16 protein-coding genes and 1 riboswitch are annotated in these 17,215 nt (G+C 74.3%); of the genes, 8 read left to right on the forward strand and 8 right to left on the reverse strand.

Annotated elements, in window-relative coordinates:
• Positions 1 to 32: 32 nt before the first annotated feature.
• Both CMS_RS02890 and CMS_RS02895 read right to left on the reverse strand, forming a co-directional pair.
• Positions 33 to 962 (reverse strand): aldose 1-epimerase family protein, encoded by a 930-nt coding sequence (locus tag CMS_RS02890; RefSeq protein WP_223842708.1) that lies wholly within the window; start codon positions 960 to 962, stop codon positions 33 to 35.
• Position 963: 1 nt separating this feature from the next.
• On the reverse strand, positions 964 to 1,794 hold the full coding sequence (locus tag CMS_RS02895) for a DeoR/GlpR family DNA-binding transcription regulator (protein WP_012298017.1): 831 nt from the start codon (positions 1,792 to 1,794) through the stop codon (positions 964 to 966).
• A 93-nt stretch (positions 1,795 to 1,887) separates the two neighbouring features.
• Here CMS_RS02895 and galT point away from each other — a divergent pair, with 93 nt between their 5' ends.
• Genes galT through CMS_RS02915 form a run of 4 tightly spaced genes read left to right on the forward strand, consistent with a single transcriptional unit; the run spans position 1,888 to position 5,745 of the window.
• The gene (galT, locus tag CMS_RS02900; protein WP_012298018.1) at positions 1,888 to 3,030 is read left to right on the forward strand and encodes a galactose-1-phosphate uridylyltransferase; all 1,143 of its coding nucleotides are present in this window, start codon (positions 1,888 to 1,890) and stop codon (positions 3,028 to 3,030) included.
• Positions 3,027 to 4,187, forward strand: coding sequence for a galactokinase (gene galK / locus CMS_RS02905; RefSeq protein WP_012298019.1), 1,161 nt, complete (start codon positions 3,027 to 3,029; stop codon positions 4,185 to 4,187). Before galT ends, galK begins: the two co-directional genes overlap by 4 nt.
• Positions 4,188 to 4,207: 20 nt before the next feature.
• On the forward strand, positions 4,208 to 5,149 hold the full coding sequence (locus CMS_RS16160; protein WP_012298020.1) for a GNAT family N-acetyltransferase: 942 nt from the start codon (positions 4,208 to 4,210) through the stop codon (positions 5,147 to 5,149).
• Positions 5,146 to 5,745 (forward strand): gamma carbonic anhydrase family protein, encoded by a 600-nt coding sequence (locus CMS_RS02915; protein WP_012298021.1) that lies wholly within the window; start codon positions 5,146 to 5,148, stop codon positions 5,743 to 5,745. Before CMS_RS16160 ends, CMS_RS02915 begins: the two co-directional genes overlap by 4 nt.
• 63 nt (positions 5,746 to 5,808) lie before the next feature.
• Here CMS_RS02915 and CMS_RS02920 read toward each other — a convergent pair whose 3' ends face one another.
• Positions 5,809 to 6,711, reverse strand: coding sequence for a bifunctional methylenetetrahydrofolate dehydrogenase/methenyltetrahydrofolate cyclohydrolase (locus CMS_RS02920; protein WP_012298022.1), 903 nt, complete (start codon positions 6,709 to 6,711; stop codon positions 5,809 to 5,811).
• Positions 6,708 to 7,985 carry a serine hydroxymethyltransferase gene (gene glyA, locus CMS_RS02925; RefSeq protein ID WP_041464342.1) on the reverse strand — a complete coding sequence of 426 codons (1,278 nt, stop codon included), beginning with the start codon at positions 7,983 to 7,985 and terminating at the stop codon, positions 6,708 to 6,710. Before glyA ends, CMS_RS02920 begins: the two co-directional genes overlap by 4 nt.
• A gap of 32 nt (positions 7,986 to 8,017) precedes the next feature.
• A riboswitch (ZMP/ZTP riboswitch) is annotated at positions 8,018 to 8,101 on the reverse strand.
• A gap of 180 nt (positions 8,102 to 8,281) precedes the next feature.
• On the opposite strand from glyA, the gene CMS_RS02930 reads away from it, so the two are divergent.
• A complete protein-coding gene (locus CMS_RS02930; RefSeq protein ID WP_041464343.1) occupies positions 8,282 to 9,919 on the forward strand; it encodes a DUF3459 domain-containing protein in 1,638 nt (545 codons plus the stop codon).
• A 40-nt stretch (positions 9,920 to 9,959) separates the two neighbouring features.
• Positions 9,960 to 10,463, forward strand: coding sequence for a hypothetical protein (locus CMS_RS02935; RefSeq protein WP_012298025.1), 504 nt, complete (start codon positions 9,960 to 9,962; stop codon positions 10,461 to 10,463).
• Between the two features lie 25 nt (positions 10,464 to 10,488).
• On the opposite strand, the gene CMS_RS02940 is transcribed toward CMS_RS02935, so the two are convergent.
• Entirely contained in the window at positions 10,489 to 11,346 is an 858-nt protein-coding gene (locus tag CMS_RS02940) for a LysR substrate-binding domain-containing protein (RefSeq protein ID WP_012298026.1), read from the reverse strand.
• A 156-nt stretch (positions 11,347 to 11,502) separates the two neighbouring features.
• Here CMS_RS02940 and CMS_RS02945 point away from each other — a divergent pair, with 156 nt between their 5' ends.
• Complete coding sequence (locus tag CMS_RS02945) at positions 11,503 to 12,969, forward strand: MFS transporter (protein ID WP_012298027.1); 1,467 nt, start codon at positions 11,503 to 11,505, stop codon at positions 12,967 to 12,969.
• On the opposite strand, the gene CMS_RS16475 is transcribed toward CMS_RS02945, so the two are convergent.
• Entirely contained in the window at positions 12,878 to 13,909 is a 1,032-nt protein-coding gene (locus CMS_RS16475) for an aldo/keto reductase (RefSeq protein ID WP_012298028.1), read from the reverse strand. The two genes, CMS_RS02945 and CMS_RS16475, sit on opposite strands and share 92 nt — an antisense overlap.
• 128 nt (positions 13,910 to 14,037) lie before the next feature.
• Here CMS_RS16475 and CMS_RS02960 point away from each other — a divergent pair, with 128 nt between their 5' ends.
• Positions 14,038 to 14,721 (forward strand): metal-dependent transcriptional regulator, encoded by a 684-nt coding sequence (locus tag CMS_RS02960; protein WP_012298029.1) that lies wholly within the window; start codon positions 14,038 to 14,040, stop codon positions 14,719 to 14,721.
• A gap of 37 nt (positions 14,722 to 14,758) precedes the next feature.
• Here CMS_RS02960 and CMS_RS02965 read toward each other — a convergent pair whose 3' ends face one another.
• Positions 14,759 to 16,009, reverse strand: a complete 1,251-nt coding sequence (locus tag CMS_RS02965; protein WP_012298030.1) for an Nramp family divalent metal transporter — start codon at positions 16,007 to 16,009, stop codon at positions 14,759 to 14,761.
• A gap of 212 nt (positions 16,010 to 16,221) precedes the next feature.
• Positions 16,222 to 17,151 (reverse strand): Cof-type HAD-IIB family hydrolase, encoded by a 930-nt coding sequence (locus CMS_RS02970; RefSeq protein ID WP_012298031.1) that lies wholly within the window; start codon positions 17,149 to 17,151, stop codon positions 16,222 to 16,224.
• Positions 17,152 to 17,215: the final 64 nt, after the last annotated feature.

Consider the following 17,215-nt stretch of genomic DNA (forward strand, 5'->3'; position numbering starts at 1 on the left):
CGAAGTGTCACCAACGTCATGGCCGAGTACAGCTAGAAGCCCGTGGCGCGGATCCCCCAGCTGAGCGTCCACTCCTCGCCAGGCGCGAGGCGGCGCACGCCGATGCCGGAGTTGAAGGCGTCGGCCGGCGCCGTCATCGGCTCGATGGCGACGGCCTGGCGCCCGTGGGTTGGGAACTCGCGCGGCGTGTAGACCTGCAGGAACCGGAAGGACGCGTCGGCCCACAGCTCGACCCCGCGGCCGTCGGGCGCGGTGAGCCCGTGGCGGCTCGTACCGCCCTCCACGTGGACATTCCCGTAGCCGGTATTGAGGTCGAGGTCGCCGACGACGCGGCCGGCGCGGAGGTCCTCGGCGGCGCCGTCGACGGGGTGGTCGGTGACGGGGATCAGCGCGTCGTCGACCTCGGACCACGTGTCGGCGCGGACCGTGAGCGTGAGGTCGGAGGAGGGGACGCCCCCGATCGCGAGATAGGGGTGCGCGCCCACCGCGACGGGGGCGGCCGCCGCGGAGTCGTTGCGGAGCCGGTGCGTGACGACGAGGCCGTCGTCCGAGAGCCGGTAGGTGACGGAGGTGTCGAGGAGGAACGGGTAGCCGTGCTGCGGGAAGACGGTGGCGGAGAGGGTGACGCGGTCGTCGGCGCGGTCGGAGGCCGCGTAGCCCGTGTTGCGGAGGAGGCCGTGCGACGCGTTGCCGAGCGACGGCTCGGAGGCGTCGAGCGCCTGCGCCTTGCCGTCGAGCTCGTAGCGGGCGCCGCGGATCCGGTTCGGCCATGGCACGAGCACCATGCCGGCGCCCATCGGGGCCACCACGTCCTCGCCGTAGGGCTCGACGAGGTCGACGCCGTCGAGGGTCAGGCCGCGGATCGCGGCGGCGAGCTGCACGACGGTGGCGCGGAGCTCACCGGACGGGCCGGCGTGGACGAGGTGGTGCTGCTCTCCGGTGACGGGTCTCAAGGAATCCACGTTACGGCCGCGCGGCCCCGGGCGACCCGCCGGCCTGGACGACGCGCAGCCCTGAGTCGCGCAGGCGGCCGAGCTCGCGCGGATCCGCGTCGGCGTCGGCGTCGGTCAGGAGCATGTCGATCCGGTCGAGGGGCGCGACGGATCCGAGGTGCGTGCGGCCGGCCTTGGAGCCGTCCGCCACGACGATCGTGCGGGCGCTCGCGTCGACCATCCGCCGCTTCACCTCGGCCTCCGGCAGGTTGACGTTCGTGACGCCGCGATCGACGTCGATCCCGTTGCAGCCGATGAAGGCGACGTCCGGGTGCAGGCGGTCGAGCACGACGGTGGCGAGCGGATCCACGAGGCTGTGCTGCAGCGCCCGGAGCGTGCCGCCCGTGACGACCACCGTGAAGCGCGGCATGGCGCGCTCGAGCTCGAGCGCGAGCGTGAGCCCGTTCGTGATGACGGTGACGTCGACGAGGTCATCGCGCGCGACGAGCGCGCGGGCCACCTGGAGCGTCGTGCTGCCGACGTCGAGCAGCACGCTCTGGCCGCTCTCGACGAGGTCGGCGGCGGCCCGGCCGATGGCGCGCTTGGCGTCGGCGGCCGACTCGAGCGTCACCTCAAGGCTCTGCTCGCGCGCGCCGAGACCTGCGCGGAGCACGGCGCCGCCGTGCACGCGCTGCACGGCGGCGGAGTCGGCGAGCGCGTCGAGGTCGGCGCGGATCGTGACGGCGGAGACGCCCGCGTCGGCCGCGAGCTCGGCGACGGTCGCGAAGCCGCGGTCGGCGAGCCGCTCGAGGATGCGCGACCGGCGGGTCGCCGCGGGGACGGGAGCGGAGTCGTCGGCCATCCCGCGAGCCTCCCCCACGCGGTTGCCGGAACGCAAGCCGGGACTTTCGCGAGCGCAGATCCCGGCTCCGCGAGCCCGTAGGATCGGGGCATCATGCATGCCGACCAGACCGTCACGACATCGCCCTCCGGGATCACGCAGCGCCGCACGCTGCTGTCCGACGGCCGCGAGCTCGTCTACTTCGACGACGCCGACACGACCCTCCCGCCCGAGCGCGCCGCCGACGCCCGCCCGGCCGCGCCCCGCCCGCCCACCGCGACGATGCGGCAGGACGTGCTCACGGGCGAGTGGGTCTCCATCGCCGCCGCCCGCCAGAACCGCGCGCACCTGCCGCCGGCGGAGCTGGATCCCCTCGCCCCGGCGAGCGCCACCAACCCGTCCGAGATCCCGAGCATGTACGACGTCGCGGTCTTCGAGAACAAGTCGCCGTCGTTCGGCCCGTCGCTCGCCGACAGCCCGGACGTCGACGCTGCGGTGGACGACGACGACCTCACGCGCATCGACCTCGGCCGCACGCGCACCTCGGTCGGCCGTTGCGAGGTGGTCTGCTTCAGCCCCGAGCACACCGGCTCGTTCAGCGGCCTCACGCCGTCGCGCGCCCGTACGGTGGTGGAGGCGTGGGCCGAGCGCACGCGCGCCCTCTCGGCGATGCCCGGGATCCGCCAGGTGTTCCCGTTCGAGAACCGCGGCGAGGCCATCGGCGTCACCCTGCACCACCCGCACGGGCAGATCTACTCGTACCCCTACGTCACGCCGCGCACGCGCCGGCTCGTCGAGTCGATCGAGCGGTTCGGGCCGGGCCTGTTCCAGCGGATCCTCGAGACCGAGCAGGCGTCCGAGCGCGTCGTGCTCCGCGGCGAGCACTTCACCGCGTTCGTGCCGTTCGCGGCGCGCTGGCCCGTGGAGGTGCACATGCTCCCCCACCGCCACGTGCCCGATCTCGCGGAGACGACCGAGGCCGAGCGCGCCGAGCTGGCGACCATGTACCTGAAGCTGCTGCGCGGCATCGACCGGCTCTACGACACCCCGACGCCGTACATCTCCGCTTGGCACCAGGCGCCGGTGGATGCGCACCGCGACGAGATCCGGCTGATGCTGCAGATCACGTCGCCGCGCCGCGCGGCCGACAAGCTCAAGTTCCTGGCCGGATCCGAGGCGGCCATGGGCGCCTGGATCGGCGACGTGCCGCCCGAGAAGGCGGCGGAGAACATCCGGAAGGCAGTGGAGGACGCATGACCGACATCCGAGACGACGTGCGCGAGGGATTCCGCGCCCGCTTCGAGCGCGAGCCGCACGGCGTGTGGTCCTCGCCCGGGCGCGTGAACCTCATCGGCGAGCACACCGACTACAACGAGGGCTTCGTGTTCCCGTTCGCGATCGACCGCCGCACGGTCATCGCGCTCGCGCCGCGGGACGACGACCGGATCCGCCTCGCCAGCTCCTTCTCCGACGAGGTGGTCGAGGCGCGCCTCGCCGACCTCACCGGCGAGCGCATCGATGGCTGGCAGGCCTACCCGCTCGGCGTCGCCTGGGCGCTCGGGCAGCGCGGGGCCGACCTCGCGGCCGTGCCCGGCTTCGACGTGTTCATCGACAGCGACGTGCCCGTGGGCGCGGGGCTCTCCTCGTCGGCCGCGCTCGAGGGATCCATCGCCCTCGCCCTCGACGACATCTGGCGCCTCGGCCTCGACCGGCCGACGCTCGCCGCGGTCGGGCAGCTCGCCGAGAACGAGATCGTGGGCGCGCCGACCGGGATCATGGACCAGTCCGCGAGCCTGCTCGGCCGCCAGGACGCGGGCGTGTTCCTCGACTGCCGCTCGCTCGACGCCGAGGTCATCCCGCTCGGGCTGGAGGCGGCCGGCCTCACCATCGCCGTGATCGACACCCACGTCGCCCACGCGCACGCCGACGGCGGCTACCGCGCGCGCCGCGAGTCGTGCGAGAAGGGCGCGCGCCTCCTGGGCGTCTCGTCGCTGCGGGACGTCGCGGTCGACGACCTCGTGCGCGCCCGCGAGGTGCTCGACGACGAGACGTTCCGCCGCGTGCGCCACATCGTCACCGAGAACCAGCGCGTGCTCGACACCGTGCGCGCGCTCCGCGAGGAGGGCCCGCGCGCCATCGGCGAGCTGCTGGACGCGAGCCACCGCTCGATGCGCGACGACTTCGAGATCAGCGTGCCGGAGCTCGACCTCGCAGTCGAGGTCGCGCAGAACGAGGGCGCGATCGGCGCGCGGATGACAGGCGGCGGCTTCGGTGGATCCGCCATCGCGCTCATCGACGCCGACTCCCTCTCGCGTCTCCAGGTCGCCATCGACGGCGCGTTCGCGGAGCACGGCTACACCGGGCCGACCGTCTTCACGGTCACGCCGTCGGACGGGGCGAAGGCGGAGCAGTAGGGGCCCCTAGGCTCCTCGGCATGGGAACCCCTGCGGACGTCGTGACCGAGCTCGCCGACGACCCGGATGCCGTCCGCGAGATCGGGCGCGCGCTGTCCGCGTGGTTCCCCGCGTCGACGCACCCCGGCGGATTCGCGTGGGAGGCGTCCACCGGCCAGCTTCCGGAGCGGATGGCCGTCGTGCGCGACGGGGCCGGTGCGCTCATCGGCTGGGCCGCCTTCTCCACGGACGACGCGCGCGTCGAGTGCGCGCCCGACGACGACGCCACCACCGACCTGCTGGCCGCGTGGATCCTGGACGCGGCGGGCGAGGGACGCACGAGCGTCGCCGTCCACCGCGGGCAGGGCCGGCTGCGCGGGATCCTCGCGGACCGCGGCTTCGCCGACGAGGCGATTCCGCTCGCCGGGCTCCGCCACCCCGCCCGCGACACGGGCGCACGGCCGCCCGCCGAGTACCGCATCCGGCCGGTCGCCGAGGGCGAGGAGCAGGCCAAGGTCGACGCGCACCGCCGGGCATGGAAGCCGGTCGAGCTGCCCTTCACCGACGGATCCGGCGACGGCATCGACCCCGACGCCGAGAGCCCCTTCGACGCGGACGACTACGCGGCCATGCGGGCGGCTCCCGTGTACCGGCGCGAGCTGGACCTCGTGGTCGAGGCGCCCGACGGCTCGCTCGCCGGCACGTGCACCGCGTGGCTCGACGAGGCGAGCGGATGGGCGGAGCTCGAGCCGCTCGGCATCGTGCCGGAGCACCGCCGACGGGGCCTCGCGCAGACGCTCGCGCTCGACGTCTGCCGCCGCGTCGGCGAGCTCGGCGGGCACGACGTGTTCATCAACGCCTCGCCGCTCCCCTACTACCGCGCGCCGTGGGACGCGTACGTCGCCGCCGCCTTCGTGCCCATGGAGCGCGGCACGCGGATGCGCCCGCGGGCCCGATCCGCGCGGCCTACCCTGGCGGCATGACCGTCGATCCCCAGGCCACCGTCCGCGCGCTCCCCGGATCCCCCGCACCCGACATCGCGCCCGACGCCCTCGTGGCGGCGGGCGCGCGCGTCGTCGGTCGCGTGACGCTCGCCGCCGGATCCAGCGTGTGGTTCAACGCCGTGCTGCGCGCGGAGGCCGCTGACATCCGGATCGGTGCCCGCTCCAACCTGCAGGACAACGTCAGCTGCCACGTCGACGCGGGCTTCCCGCTCACGGTCGGCGAGGGCGTGAGCGTCGGCCACAACGCGGTGCTGCACGGCTGCACGATCCAGGACGGCTGCATCGTCGGCATGTCCGCCACCGTGATGAACGGCGCGGTCGTCGGCCGCGAGTCGCTGCTCGCAGGCGGGACCGTGGTGCTGGAAGGGCAGAGCATCCCGCCGCGCTCGCTCGTCGCCGGGGTGCCCGGCAAGGTGCGGCGCGAGCTCACCGACGAGGAGGTCGCGGGGCTCCGGATCAATGCCGACCAGTACGTGGAGAACGCGCGGCTGCACGCCGGGGCGATCCCGACGCCGGCCGTCCTGCTGGGCACCGAGTCCGCGACCGGCCCCGCACGCGAGGAGGGGACGGCCTGACCGGCCGTCCCCTCCTCGATCACCGCCGCACGGTCGAGTCGAGCACTGTCGCGGCGAGCGCCGTCAGCCGCGTAGCTCGGCGGCCAGGCGCGCGTCGCGCTCGGCGGCCTGCACCACGTTGGCGAGCAGCATGGCGCGGGTCATGGGACCCACGCCGCGCGGGTTCGGCGACAGGTGGCCGGCGACCTCGGCGACCGCGGGATCCACGTCGCCGGTGAGGCGCGCCTTGCCGGTCTCGGGATCCACGACGCGCGTGATCCCCACGTCCAGCACGGCGGCGCCCGGCTTCACCCACTCGGGCTTCACGAGGTGCGCGGCGCCCACGGCCGCGACCACGATGTCGGCCCGGCGGACCTCCTGCTCGATGTCGCGCGTGCGGGAGTGCGTGAGGGTGACGGTGGCGTCGAGGCCCTTGCGCGTGAGCAGCAGGCCGAGCGGCCGGCCCACCGTGAGGCCGCGGCCGACGACGACCACGTGCTGGCCGGCGATCGGCACGTCGTAGCGCTGCAGCATCTCGACGATGCCCGCGGGCGTGCACGGCAGCGGCGAGGTCAGCTCGCCCTGCACGCCGAGCACGAGCCGGCCCAGGTTGGTCGGGTGCAGGCCGTCCGCGTCCTTCGACGGGTCGATGAGCTCGAGCATCGCGTTCTCGTCGATCCCCGCGGGGAGCGGCAGCTGCACGATGTAGCCCGTGACGGCGGGATCCGAGTTGAGCCGCTCGATCGCGGTCCGCACGTCGGCCTCGGTGGCGTCCGCCGGCAGGTCGACCCGGATGGACTCGATGCCGACCTCGGCGCAGTCGCGGTGCTTGCCGGCGACGTAGGAGCGGGATCCCGGGTCGTCGCCCACGAGCAGCGTGCCGAGCCCCGGGACGAGGCCCTGCTCGCGGAGGGCGCGGATCCGCACGGCCAGCTCGGACTTGACGGCCGACGCGGTGGCGACACCGTCGAGCACGACCGCGGTCACTGGGTGAGGCCCTCGTAGAGCGGGAAGCCGTCGGTGAGCGTCAGCACGCGCGCACGCAGGGCGGCGAGGTCGCTGCCGGGCTTCAGGGTCTCGGCGATGATGTCCGCCACCTCGGTGAACTCGGTCTCGCCGAAGCCGCGGGTCGCGAGCGCCGACGTGCCGATGCGGACGCCCGAGGTGACCATCGGCGGGCGCGGGTCGAACGGCACCGAGTTGCGGTTGACCGTGATGCCGACCTCGTGCAGCGCGTCCTCCGCCTGCTTGCCGTCGATGGGCGAGTTCCGGAGGTCCGCCAGCACGAGGTGCACGTCGGTGCCGCCGGTGAGGACGGAGACGCCGGCCTCGGTGGAGTCGGCCGCGACGAGGCGTTCGGCGAGGATCTGCGCGCCCTGGATGGTGCGGCGCTGCCGGTCGGCGAACTCCTCGGTGGCCGCGATCTTGAACGCCGTGGCCTTGGCCGCGATGACGTGCATGAGCGGCCCGCCCTGCTGGCCCGGGAAGACGGCCGAGTTGAGCTTCTTGGCGAGCGCGGTGTCGCGGCTGAGGATCACGCCGGACCGGGGGCCCGCGAGGGTCTTGTGCACGGTGGAGGAGACGACGTCCGCGTAGGGCACGGGCGAGGGGTGCACGCCCGCGGCGACGAGGCCGGCGAAGTGCGCCATGTCGACCCAGAGCTTGGCGCCGACCTCGTCCGCGATGGAGCGGAACGCGGCGAAGTCGAGGTGGCGGGGGTACGCCGACCAGCCGGCGATGATGACCTGCGGCCGGTGCTCGAGCGCCTTCTCGCGCACGACGTCCATGTCGATGAGGAAGGTGTCGGGGTCCACGCCGTAGGCCGCGGCGTCGTAGAGCTTGCCGGAGAAGTTGAGCTTCATGCCGTGCGTGAGGTGGCCGCCGTGCGCGAGCTCGAGGCCGAGGATCGTGTCGCCCGGCTGCGCGATGGCGGCGAGGACGGCGGCGTTCGCGGTGGCGCCCGAGTGCGGCTGGACGTTGGCGAACTCGGCGCCGAAGAGGCTCTTCGCGCGGTCGATGGCGAGCTGCTCGGCGACGTCGACGAACTCGCAGCCGCCGTAGTAGCGGCGGCCCGGGTAGCCCTCGGCGTATTTGTTGGTGAGCACGGATCCCTGCGACTGCAGCACCGCGCGCGGCACGAAGTTCTCGCTGGCGATCATCTCGAGGGTGCCGCGCTGGCGGCCGAGCTCCTGCTCGAGGACGGCCGCGATCTCCGGGTCGACCTCGGAGAGGGGGGCGTTGAAGGACTGGTCGACGGGCATGGGACTCCTTGAGCACGGTGGACGAGAGGATGCGTCGTGGCCCAGGCGTACGGCCACCAACCGTGTGAGTCGCTCCCCGATGGTGACCCATCCGAACGCCAGTCGCGACGGGTCCGATCCTACCCGTGCGGGCGCGCGCCCGCGAGGCGCGCAGCCTCCCGTCAGGCGCGCGCGCCTGGCCGCCGAGCGAGGGGATGCGGAGTGCGCGGACGGCGCCGGGGGTCGCGCGACCCGCCCGCCCGTAGGATCAGGGGGTCGGGCGACGGTGCCCGCCGTATGCGGAGGAAGGACCGAGCATGGGGAGCACAGCGCTCACGACCGATCCCGCGGCTGGCGGACACGACCGCGACGGCGCGCGCGCCGACGCCGCCGACCGCGCCCCCGCCGAGCCGGCCACCGCGCCCCCGGTCGACCGCGACGCCCTCGCCGCCGACCTCCGCCCGCTCGTGGGCGACGACGCCGACGCCCTCGCCGACGCGCTGGCCGCCAACCTGCAGGACGTGCGGCCGCGTCGCACCCCGGCCCTGGGATCCCCCGACGACCTCCACCTCGACCTCCGCGCGGGCGGCGTCTGCTACGTCGACCGGTACGCCGACGACCTCCGGGGCCTCGCCGCCCGGATCCCCGCCCTCCGCGACCTCGGGCTCACGCACCTGCAGATCACGCCCGTCACCGAGCGCGCCGATGATGCCGACGCGGACGCCGACGCGCTCCTGGCGCCGGGCGTGCGCGTGCGGGCCGAGCTCGGATCCGCCGCCGACCTCGCCGCCCTCGCCGACGCCCTGCACGACGCGGGCCTCACGCTCGCGGTCGACCTCTCCCCCGTGGACGCCGACGCGCCCCTCGCCGACCGGATCCGCTCCGCCGTCCGCGAGGCCGTCGCGCTCGCCGCCGCGGGGGCCGACGTGGTCCGCGTGGATCCCGCCGCCGTCATCGGCGAGCGCCCCGACGCCGAACGCGCCGCCCTCCTCCGCGTGATCGCCTCCGCCGGCCGCCGCGTCGCCCCCGCGCTCGCGCTGGCCGTCGCCGCCGACGCCGACCCGCGCGGGGCCGCCGAGCTCCTCGACGGCGACGCCGTGCGCCTCGCCGACGACCCCGCGCTCACCGCGCTCGTCTGGGAGGCGCTCGCCACCCGGTCCGCCGCGCCGCTCTCCCGCGCCCTCGTGCGCCGCGGCGACGTGCCGGCCGGATCCGCCCGCACCGCGCGCGTCCGCAGCCACGACGCCCTCCGCTTCGCCTTCGACGACGACGACGCGCGCGCCCTCGGCATCGACCCCGACGAGCACCGCCGCTTCCTCGCCGACTACCACGTGGGCCGGTTCCCCGGCAGCCACGCCCGCGGCATCTGGCACCCGGACGGCGCGGTCGCCGGCACCACCGCCTCCCTCGCGGGCCTCGAGCAGGACGACCCGGGCGCGGTCGAGCGGATCCTGCTGGCCCACTCCATCGCCCTCAGCACCGGCGGCCTCCCGCTCCTCGTGCTCGGCGACGAGGTCGGCCAGCTCAACGACTACGGCTACGACGACGTCCCCGCGCACGCCGACGACAGCAGGTGGGTGAACCGCCCGCTCTACCCGTTCGAGCGCTACGACCAGCGCGACGACCGCACCACGAGCACGGGCGTCATCCACGCGGGCGTCCGCCGGCTCCTCGCGGTACGCCGTGCCACGCCCGCGCTCGGCGGCACGCGCGTCGTCGGCTTCGACGCGAACGACCCGCACGTGCTCGGCTACCAGCGCCCGCACGACGACGGCACGGTCCTCGTGCTCGCGAACCTCGGCGACGAGCCGGCGACGGTGTCCGCGGAGACGCTGGGGGGATTCGCGGAGCACGCCGTCGACCTCGTGCGCGACGAGCGGCTCCGCCTCACGAAGGGCGTCGTGCTCAGCCCGCGCACGTTCGTCTGGCTCCAGGCGGCTCACGACCTCGCGTGACACACTCACGGTCACAGGCGGGTCGGCACGGAGGAACGGCATGAGCGACGAGGGACGAGGGACGCACGAGCCCCCGGAGGGCGCACGCGCCGCATCCGGGTTCGCCTGGCCCATGTGGGTCAACATCGGCTGGATCGCCCTCGGCGCCTGGCATGTGCTCGCGCCGGTCAACGACGCGTCCGGCTGGCTCGGCATGTTCCAGATCGCCGTGGGCGCGTTCGGCATCATCGCCTCGCGCCGCCGCGCACGACGGCTCGCCGAGGCGGAGGCCGCAGCGCTGCCGCTCGAGGAGGCCACCCGCGTGCCCGCCGACGTGGACGAGGAGCGCGCCCGGCTCGACGAGGCCGCCGCCGCGCACGCGGAGATGGACGCCCGGCTCCGCGCGCTCGCGATGCAGCTCGAGCAGCCCGGCGACCCGACCGCGGATCCCGACAAGCCCGAGCCCCCGCACCAGCCCACCGGGCGAGGTCGCGGTCGGGGCCGCAAGGGCCGGGCGCGCGAGGCCTGGCCGGACGACGACCTGCCGCCCGTCGCTCGCTGGTAGCGCGGCCCGCTGGCAGCCCGGGCCGTCAGCTCGCGCGCGTCACCCCGCGCGACATGATCGCCGACGTCAGCGCCTCGATCGACGCGCGCGGTCCCGCCGGGTTGTCCATCAGCACGTAGTCCACCTCGTCGAGCTCGGGCAGGCCGAGACGCGAGGTCACCTTCACGAGGTCGGTCGGGATGAGCGCCTGCGGCAGCACCGCGACGCCCATGCCCGCGCGCACCGCCGCGAGCACGCCGTTCACGTCGCGCGTGCTGCACGTGATCCGCCAGGTGCGGCCCGCCCGCTCGAGCGCGTCCATCGCCATCTGCCTGCTGATGCTCGGCGCGCGGTACGCGATGAGCGGCACGGTCGCGCCCGCCTCGACGAGCGTGCGCTCGAGGCCCACCCACACCATCCGGTCGCGGCCGACGAGCCGGGCGGACGGCTGCTCGTCGACCGTGGTCTTGGTGAGGATCAGGTCGAGCTGGCCCGCGAGCAGCCGCCGGTGCAGCGGCCCGCTCTGCGTCACCGTGAGCTCCAGCTCGATCTGCGGGTGCAGCTGCCGGAAGTGGCGGAGGATCCGCGGCAGCTGCGTGATGGCGAGGTCGTCCGCGGTGCCGAAGCGCAGACGGCCGCTCACCTCGGATCCGCCGAAGTAGCTCTCCGCCGCCCGGTGCGCCGCGAGGATCGTGCGCGCGAAGCCGGCCATCGCGTCCCCCGCGTCGGTGAGGCGCATCGCCCGGGTGTCGCGCGCGATGAGCGTGCGGTCGACGGCCCGCTCGAGCCGGCGCACCTGCTGGCTCACGGTCGGCTGGCTGATGCCGAGCCGCGCGGCCGCCTGCGTGAAGCTGCGGGTGTCGGCGACGGCGAGGAACGTCGCGAGCAGGGTCGGGTCGAGCACGGCGCCTCCCGGCCATTCGAGAACGTGATGGCACTCATCATGTCGAGACGGGATCCGAATGGGAAGCCCGCGGGTAGCGTCGGTCGCGGCTCGACGCCGAGCCGCATCCATGCAGAACCGACGCCACACATACGCAACCGCCACCGCAGGAACACCGTGACCCCGCCGAACGCCTTCCCCCCGACCGCCCCGCTCCCGACCCAGACCCAGCGCCCGCCGTGGCGCCACACGCTCATCGCCCTGAGCGTGCCGAACTTCCGTCGGTTCACGGCCTCCAACGTCATCGCCATGACCTCCGGCTGGATGCAGCGCATCGCCCAGGACTGGCTCGTGCTGGAGCTCACCGGCAGCGTCACGGCGGTCGGCATCACGGTCGCGATGCAGTTCGCGCCGATGCTGCTCTTCGGCCTGCTCGGCGGCGTCATCGTCGACCGGTGCTCGAAGCGCATGCTGATGATGATTACGCAGGGCACCTACGCGCTCCTCAGCGCGCTGCTCGCCGTGCTCACGCTGTCGGGCGCGGTGGAGGCGTGGCACATCTTCGCCATCGCGTTCGCGACGGGGCTCGTGACCGTGATCGACAACCCGGCGCGGCAGGTGTTCGTCACCGAGATCGTGGGGCAGAAGCACCTCAGGAACGCCATCAGCGTGAACTCGTCCGTGTTCCAGCTCGGCGGCATGGTGGGGCCCGCGCTCAGCGGGATCCTGCTGCTCGCGGTCGGCGCCGGCTGGTCGTTCGCGATCAACGCGCTCGCGTGCGTCGTGGTGGTGCTCACGTTGTGGAGCCTGAAGACCCGCGACCTGACCCGCATCCCGCCCGCCCCGCGCCGCCGCGGCCAGCTCGCGGAGGGGCTCCGCTACGCGCGCTCGAAGCCGACCATCCTCTGGCCCGTCGTGCTGGTCGCCGTCTTCAGCGTCTTCGGCCTCACGATGCCCGTGCTCCTCGCCGCCTTCGCGAGCCAGGTGTACGACGTGGGCGCGGGCGGCTACGGCTTCTTCAACTCGATGGTCGCGATCGGTGCGCTCACGGGCGCGCTGCTCTCGACGCGCCGCGCGACCGTGCGGCTGCGGACCATCGTGGTGGGCGTCGGGATCATGGGCCTGCTGCAGGCGGCCGCGGGGCTCATGCCCGGGATCGCGCCGTTCGCCGCCGTGCTCGTCACGGTCGGCATGGCGTCGCTGCTGTTCCAGACGGCGGCGAACTCGCTCGTGCAGCTCTCCAGCAACGTGGCCATCCGCGGGCGGGTGATGAGCGTCTATGTGCTCGTGCTGCTCGGCGGCCAGGCCGTCGGCGGGCCGCTCATGGGCGGGATCGTCGAGGCCTGGGGCGTGCACGTCGGCATGGTCCTCTCCGGCGGGGTGCCGGCGCTGGCCGCCGCGGTCGTGGCCGTGATCCTCGCCCGCCGCGGCCAGCTGACCCTCGAGGTCGTGGTGCGCCGGCACGTGCCGCGCGTGCGGATCACGCCCCGGGCACCGGGTGCCGGCCGTCCCCGCGTCGCCGGAGCTGACGAGGGGACGACCGGCGGCGGGCTCAGCCGCGCACGTCGATCGCGCGGTGGCGCTGCTGCACGCCGGCCGGGCCGTACGGGTAGTCGGACACCACGGGTGCGCTCACCGCGCTGAGCGACGCGATCTCGTCGGCCGTGAGCTCCAGGTCGGCCGATGCCATGTTGTCCTCGAGCTGCTCGACCGTGCGGGCGCCGAGGATCACGCTGGTCACCGCCGGCTGCGCCTCGAGCCAGGCGAGCGAGACGCGGGCAGAGCTCGATCCGTGCGCCTCGGCGATGCGGCGCACCTCGTCGAGGATCGCCCACGTGCGCTCCTGGCCGTTCCGCGGCGTGAACGCCTCCATGCCCCGCTCCGGGTCCTCGCCGAGGCGGGTCGCGCCGGTGGGCGTCTCGTCGCGGCGGTACTTGCCGGTGAGCCAGCCGCCCGCGAGCGGCGACCAGGGCAGCAGCCCGATGCCCGCATCCCGCAACGCCGGCACGATCTCCGACTCGATCTCGCGCACCGGCAGCGAGTACTGCGGCTGCAGCGTGACGGGCGGCGTGTACCCGAGCGCCTTCGCGAGCCCGACGGCCTTCGTCAGCTGCCAGCCGAGATAGTTCGAGAAGCCGTAGTACGAGATCTTGCCGGCGCGCACGGCGTCGTCGAGGAAGCGCAGGGTCTCCTCGAGCGGGGTCACGGCGTCCCACGCGTGCATCTGGTACAGGTCGATCGTGTCGACGCCGAGGCGGCGCAGCGAGTCGTCGAGCGCGCGCGTCATGTGGCGGCGCGAGGTGCCGACGTCGTTGTTGCCCTGCCCCATCGGGAAGCGGCCCTTCGTCGCGACGACGAGCTGGTCGGCCTCGGCGGGGTGCGCCTTCAACCAGCGGCCGACGATCTCCTCCGAGACGCCCGACGTGTAGACGTCCGCGGTGTCGATGAACGTGCCGCCTCCCGCGACGTACGCCTCGAGGATGCGCCCCGAGGTCTCCTCGTCGGCCTCCGCGCCGAAGGTCATGGTGCCGAGCGCGTAGGTCGACACGATCGCGCCGCTGTTGCCGAGTGTGCGGTACTGCATGTGGTTCCTCCATCGGATCCGCCGCGGGCGTCCCTGCCCGCGGTCCCGTCCAGCATGCACCGCGGGGCCGGGCGCGGCCGGGCGGCATCGGCCGCGGTGCGCGCGGGGCCGCTCGGTACCATGGCGGCATGTCCGTCGACGAGCTCTCCAGCGCCGCGCAGGACTACCTCAAGCTCATCTGGTCCGCCACCGAGTGGACCGACCAGCCGATGACCGTGAGCCGGCTCGCCGAGCGGCTCGGGATCCGGCCCGCCACCGCATCCGACGGCATCCGCCGCCTCACGGCGCAGGGCCTCGTGGAGCACCGGCCGTACGGCAGCATCGAGCTGACGGAGGACGGCCGCCGGCACGCGATCCAGATGGTGCGCCGCCACCGGCTGCTCGAGACGTTCCTCGTGGACGTGCTCGGCTACGGCTGGGACGAGGTGCACGACGAGGCCGAGGTGCTCGAGCACGCCGTGTCCGACGACTTCGTGGCGCGCATCGACGCGCACCTCGGGCACCCCTCGCGGGATCCGCACGGCGACCCCATCCCCTCGGCCGACGGCGAGCCGCACCTGCCGGTCGCGACCGTGCTGGCGGACGCGGTCGCCGACCGGCCCATGCGCGTGCGGCGGATCTCCGACGAGGACCCGCGCCTGCTGCGCGAGCTCGCCGAGCACGGCATCGGGCTCGACGCGACGCTCGTGCGCGAGGCCGCGGACACCGGCTCGCGCGACGCGGCCGCCATGGTCGTGACGGTCGACGGATCCGCGCGCCGCCCGCTCACCGCCGCCGCCGCGTCCGCCGTCTGGGTCTCCGAGGCCGGCTGACCCGGCCGTCCCGGCCGACCCGGCCGACCCGCGCGCGTCAGCCCGTGAAGGTGAGCACCACGAGCGCGACGTTCAGCACCACCACGAGCGACACCGCGACCCACGCCGCGATGCGCGTCAGCGGCCGGTCGACGTGTGCGCCCATCACGCGGCGGTCGCCCGTCAGGCGGATGAGGGGCACGAGCGCGAACGGGATCCCGAGGCTCAGCACGACCTGGCTGACCACGAGCGCGGTGGTCGGGTCGACGCCGATCGCGAGGATCGCGAGGGCCGGGATCAGCGTCACCACGCGCCGGGCGAGCAGCGGCACCCGGACGTGCAGCAGGCCGCCCATGATCGCCGCGCCCGCGTAGGCGCCGACCGACGTCGACGCGAGGCCGGACGCGAGCAGCCCGACCGCGAACACGACGCCGACGACCGGCCCGAGAGACGCAGTGATGGCCGCGTGCGCGCCCTCGATCGAGTCGGTGCCGGGCACGCCGCCGAGGCTCGCCGCCGCGATGAGGAGCATGGAGATGTTGACGGCGCCGGCCACGGCGAGCGCCGTGACCACGTCCCAGCGCGTCGCGCGGAGCAGGCGACGGAGGACGCCGTCGTCGGTCTGGACGCCGTGCCGGTCGCGGCTGAGCGACGAGTGCAGGTAGACGGCGTGGGGCATGACGGTCGCGCCGAGCATGCTCGCGGCGAGCAGCACGCTGTCCGGCCCGTCGAAGCGCGGCACGAGCCCGCCCGCGATGCCGGATCCCGACAGCGGGCTCACCACGAGGCCCGTGAGGAAGCCGACCGTGATCACGAGGAGCAGCGCGCCGATCACGAGCTCGAACGGCCGCTGCCCGTGCCGCGACTGCACCGCGAGGAGGCCGATGGAGACGAGGCCGACGATCACGCCGCCCGCGACGAGCGGGATCCTGAACAGCAGGTGCAGCGCGATGGCGCCGCCGATGACCTCCGCGAGGTCGGTGGCCGCGGCGATGAGCTCCGCCTGCACCCAGAACGCGCGGCGCCGCTGCGTCGGCAGCCGCTGGCCGAGGAGCTCCGGGAGGCTGCGGCCCGTGACGAGCCCGAGCTTCGCCGACTGGTACTGCACGAGCACGGCGATGAGGTTCGCGGCCACGAGCACCCACACCAGCAGGTAGCCGTAGCGCGCGCCCGCGGTGAGGTTGGCGGCGACGTTGCCGGGATCCACGTACGCGATGGCCGCGACGAACGCGGGCCCGAGCAAGAGGACGAGCCGCGGGCCCGTGACGGGCCGGCGCGCGCGGCGACGCTCGGGGGCGGTGCGGGTCATGGCGGCCTCTCCGTCGAAGTGTTAGCCGAGGCTAACATCCGTTCGCGCACACGCGGAAGAGCCCGTCCGGATGCGGACGGGCCCTCGGGCGGAGCGGCGGGCGCGACGGGCGCAGCTGCGGCGGGCAGCGCGGGAGGCGCGGGAAGCGCGGGAAGCGCGAGCCGTGCTGGAGGCGCCGGCAGCGCGGCGAGGGCAGCGGGCAGCCGCGGGGATCAGCTCGCGGAGCGCCCCGGCGCCAGGAACGCGGAGTCGTCATCGGTCTCGCCGCGCACGATGCGCACCCACTGGGCGAGGAGCGCGGCTCCCGCCTCGTCGTGGATGAGGTCGCCCGCCGTGAGCACGTCGTACGGCGTCGCGGGGATCCCGTCGGCCGGCCGCACGTCGACGTGCGCGACCTCGTGGCCGTTCTCGTGCAGCCAGCGCGCCATCGCGTAGTCGGTGCGCGAGTCGCCGACCGTGCGCCAGCGCAGCGGGAGCGGACCGCTGTCGGCGAGCAGCTCCAGGGCGCGCTCGGCGCCGAGGTCCTTGCCGAGGCGGATCGACTCGATGTCGGTCGAGATGATCGTGGGATCCACGCGCACCTGCACGTTCCCGTCCGCGTCGGGCACCTCGACGCCCTCGAGCACCGAGCCGAGCCCATGAGAAGTGAGCATCTCGACCGCGCGCGCGTCCAGCTCGGGCTGCACCCGGAGGTAGTCGTCCGAGGAGACGCTCGTGAGCTGCTCGAGTGAGACCATCGCGTGCTTGGTGGCGTCGAAGAACATCCAGTCGGCGAAGCGCTCGGCGACGAGACGCTCCATGTCGCGCATGTACGCCTCGGGCAGCGCGAGCGCCCGATCCACGTGCACCTCCCCCGCGCCCTCGGGCGTGATCGAGAACCACGACGCGCCCTTCTCGCACACGGCGTGCACGCGCGCGCCCGCGGGGAGGCCGGCGGCCAGCAGCGGGCCCAGGACCTGCTCGCGGATGAAGGCGTCCGAGCGGCCCGTGTTGAAGACGATCGGCACGCCCGCGGCGGCGAGCTCGACGAGATCGGTCGCGATGCTCGGGATCGCGAGGGTGCGGGTGATCGGGCTGGCGATGGGGCCGTCGACGTCGAGGAGGAGGCCGAGGGGCGCGGGGGTCGTGGTCACGGCATCCATCCTCCCGCAGGCATCAGGCACCCCGGTGCGACTGGGGACTCCGCCGGCCTCCCGCAGGCACCAG

The organism is Clavibacter sepedonicus, assembly GCF_000069225.1.
Taxonomy (GTDB): Bacteria; Actinomycetota; Actinomycetes; order Actinomycetales; family Microbacteriaceae; genus Clavibacter; species Clavibacter sepedonicus.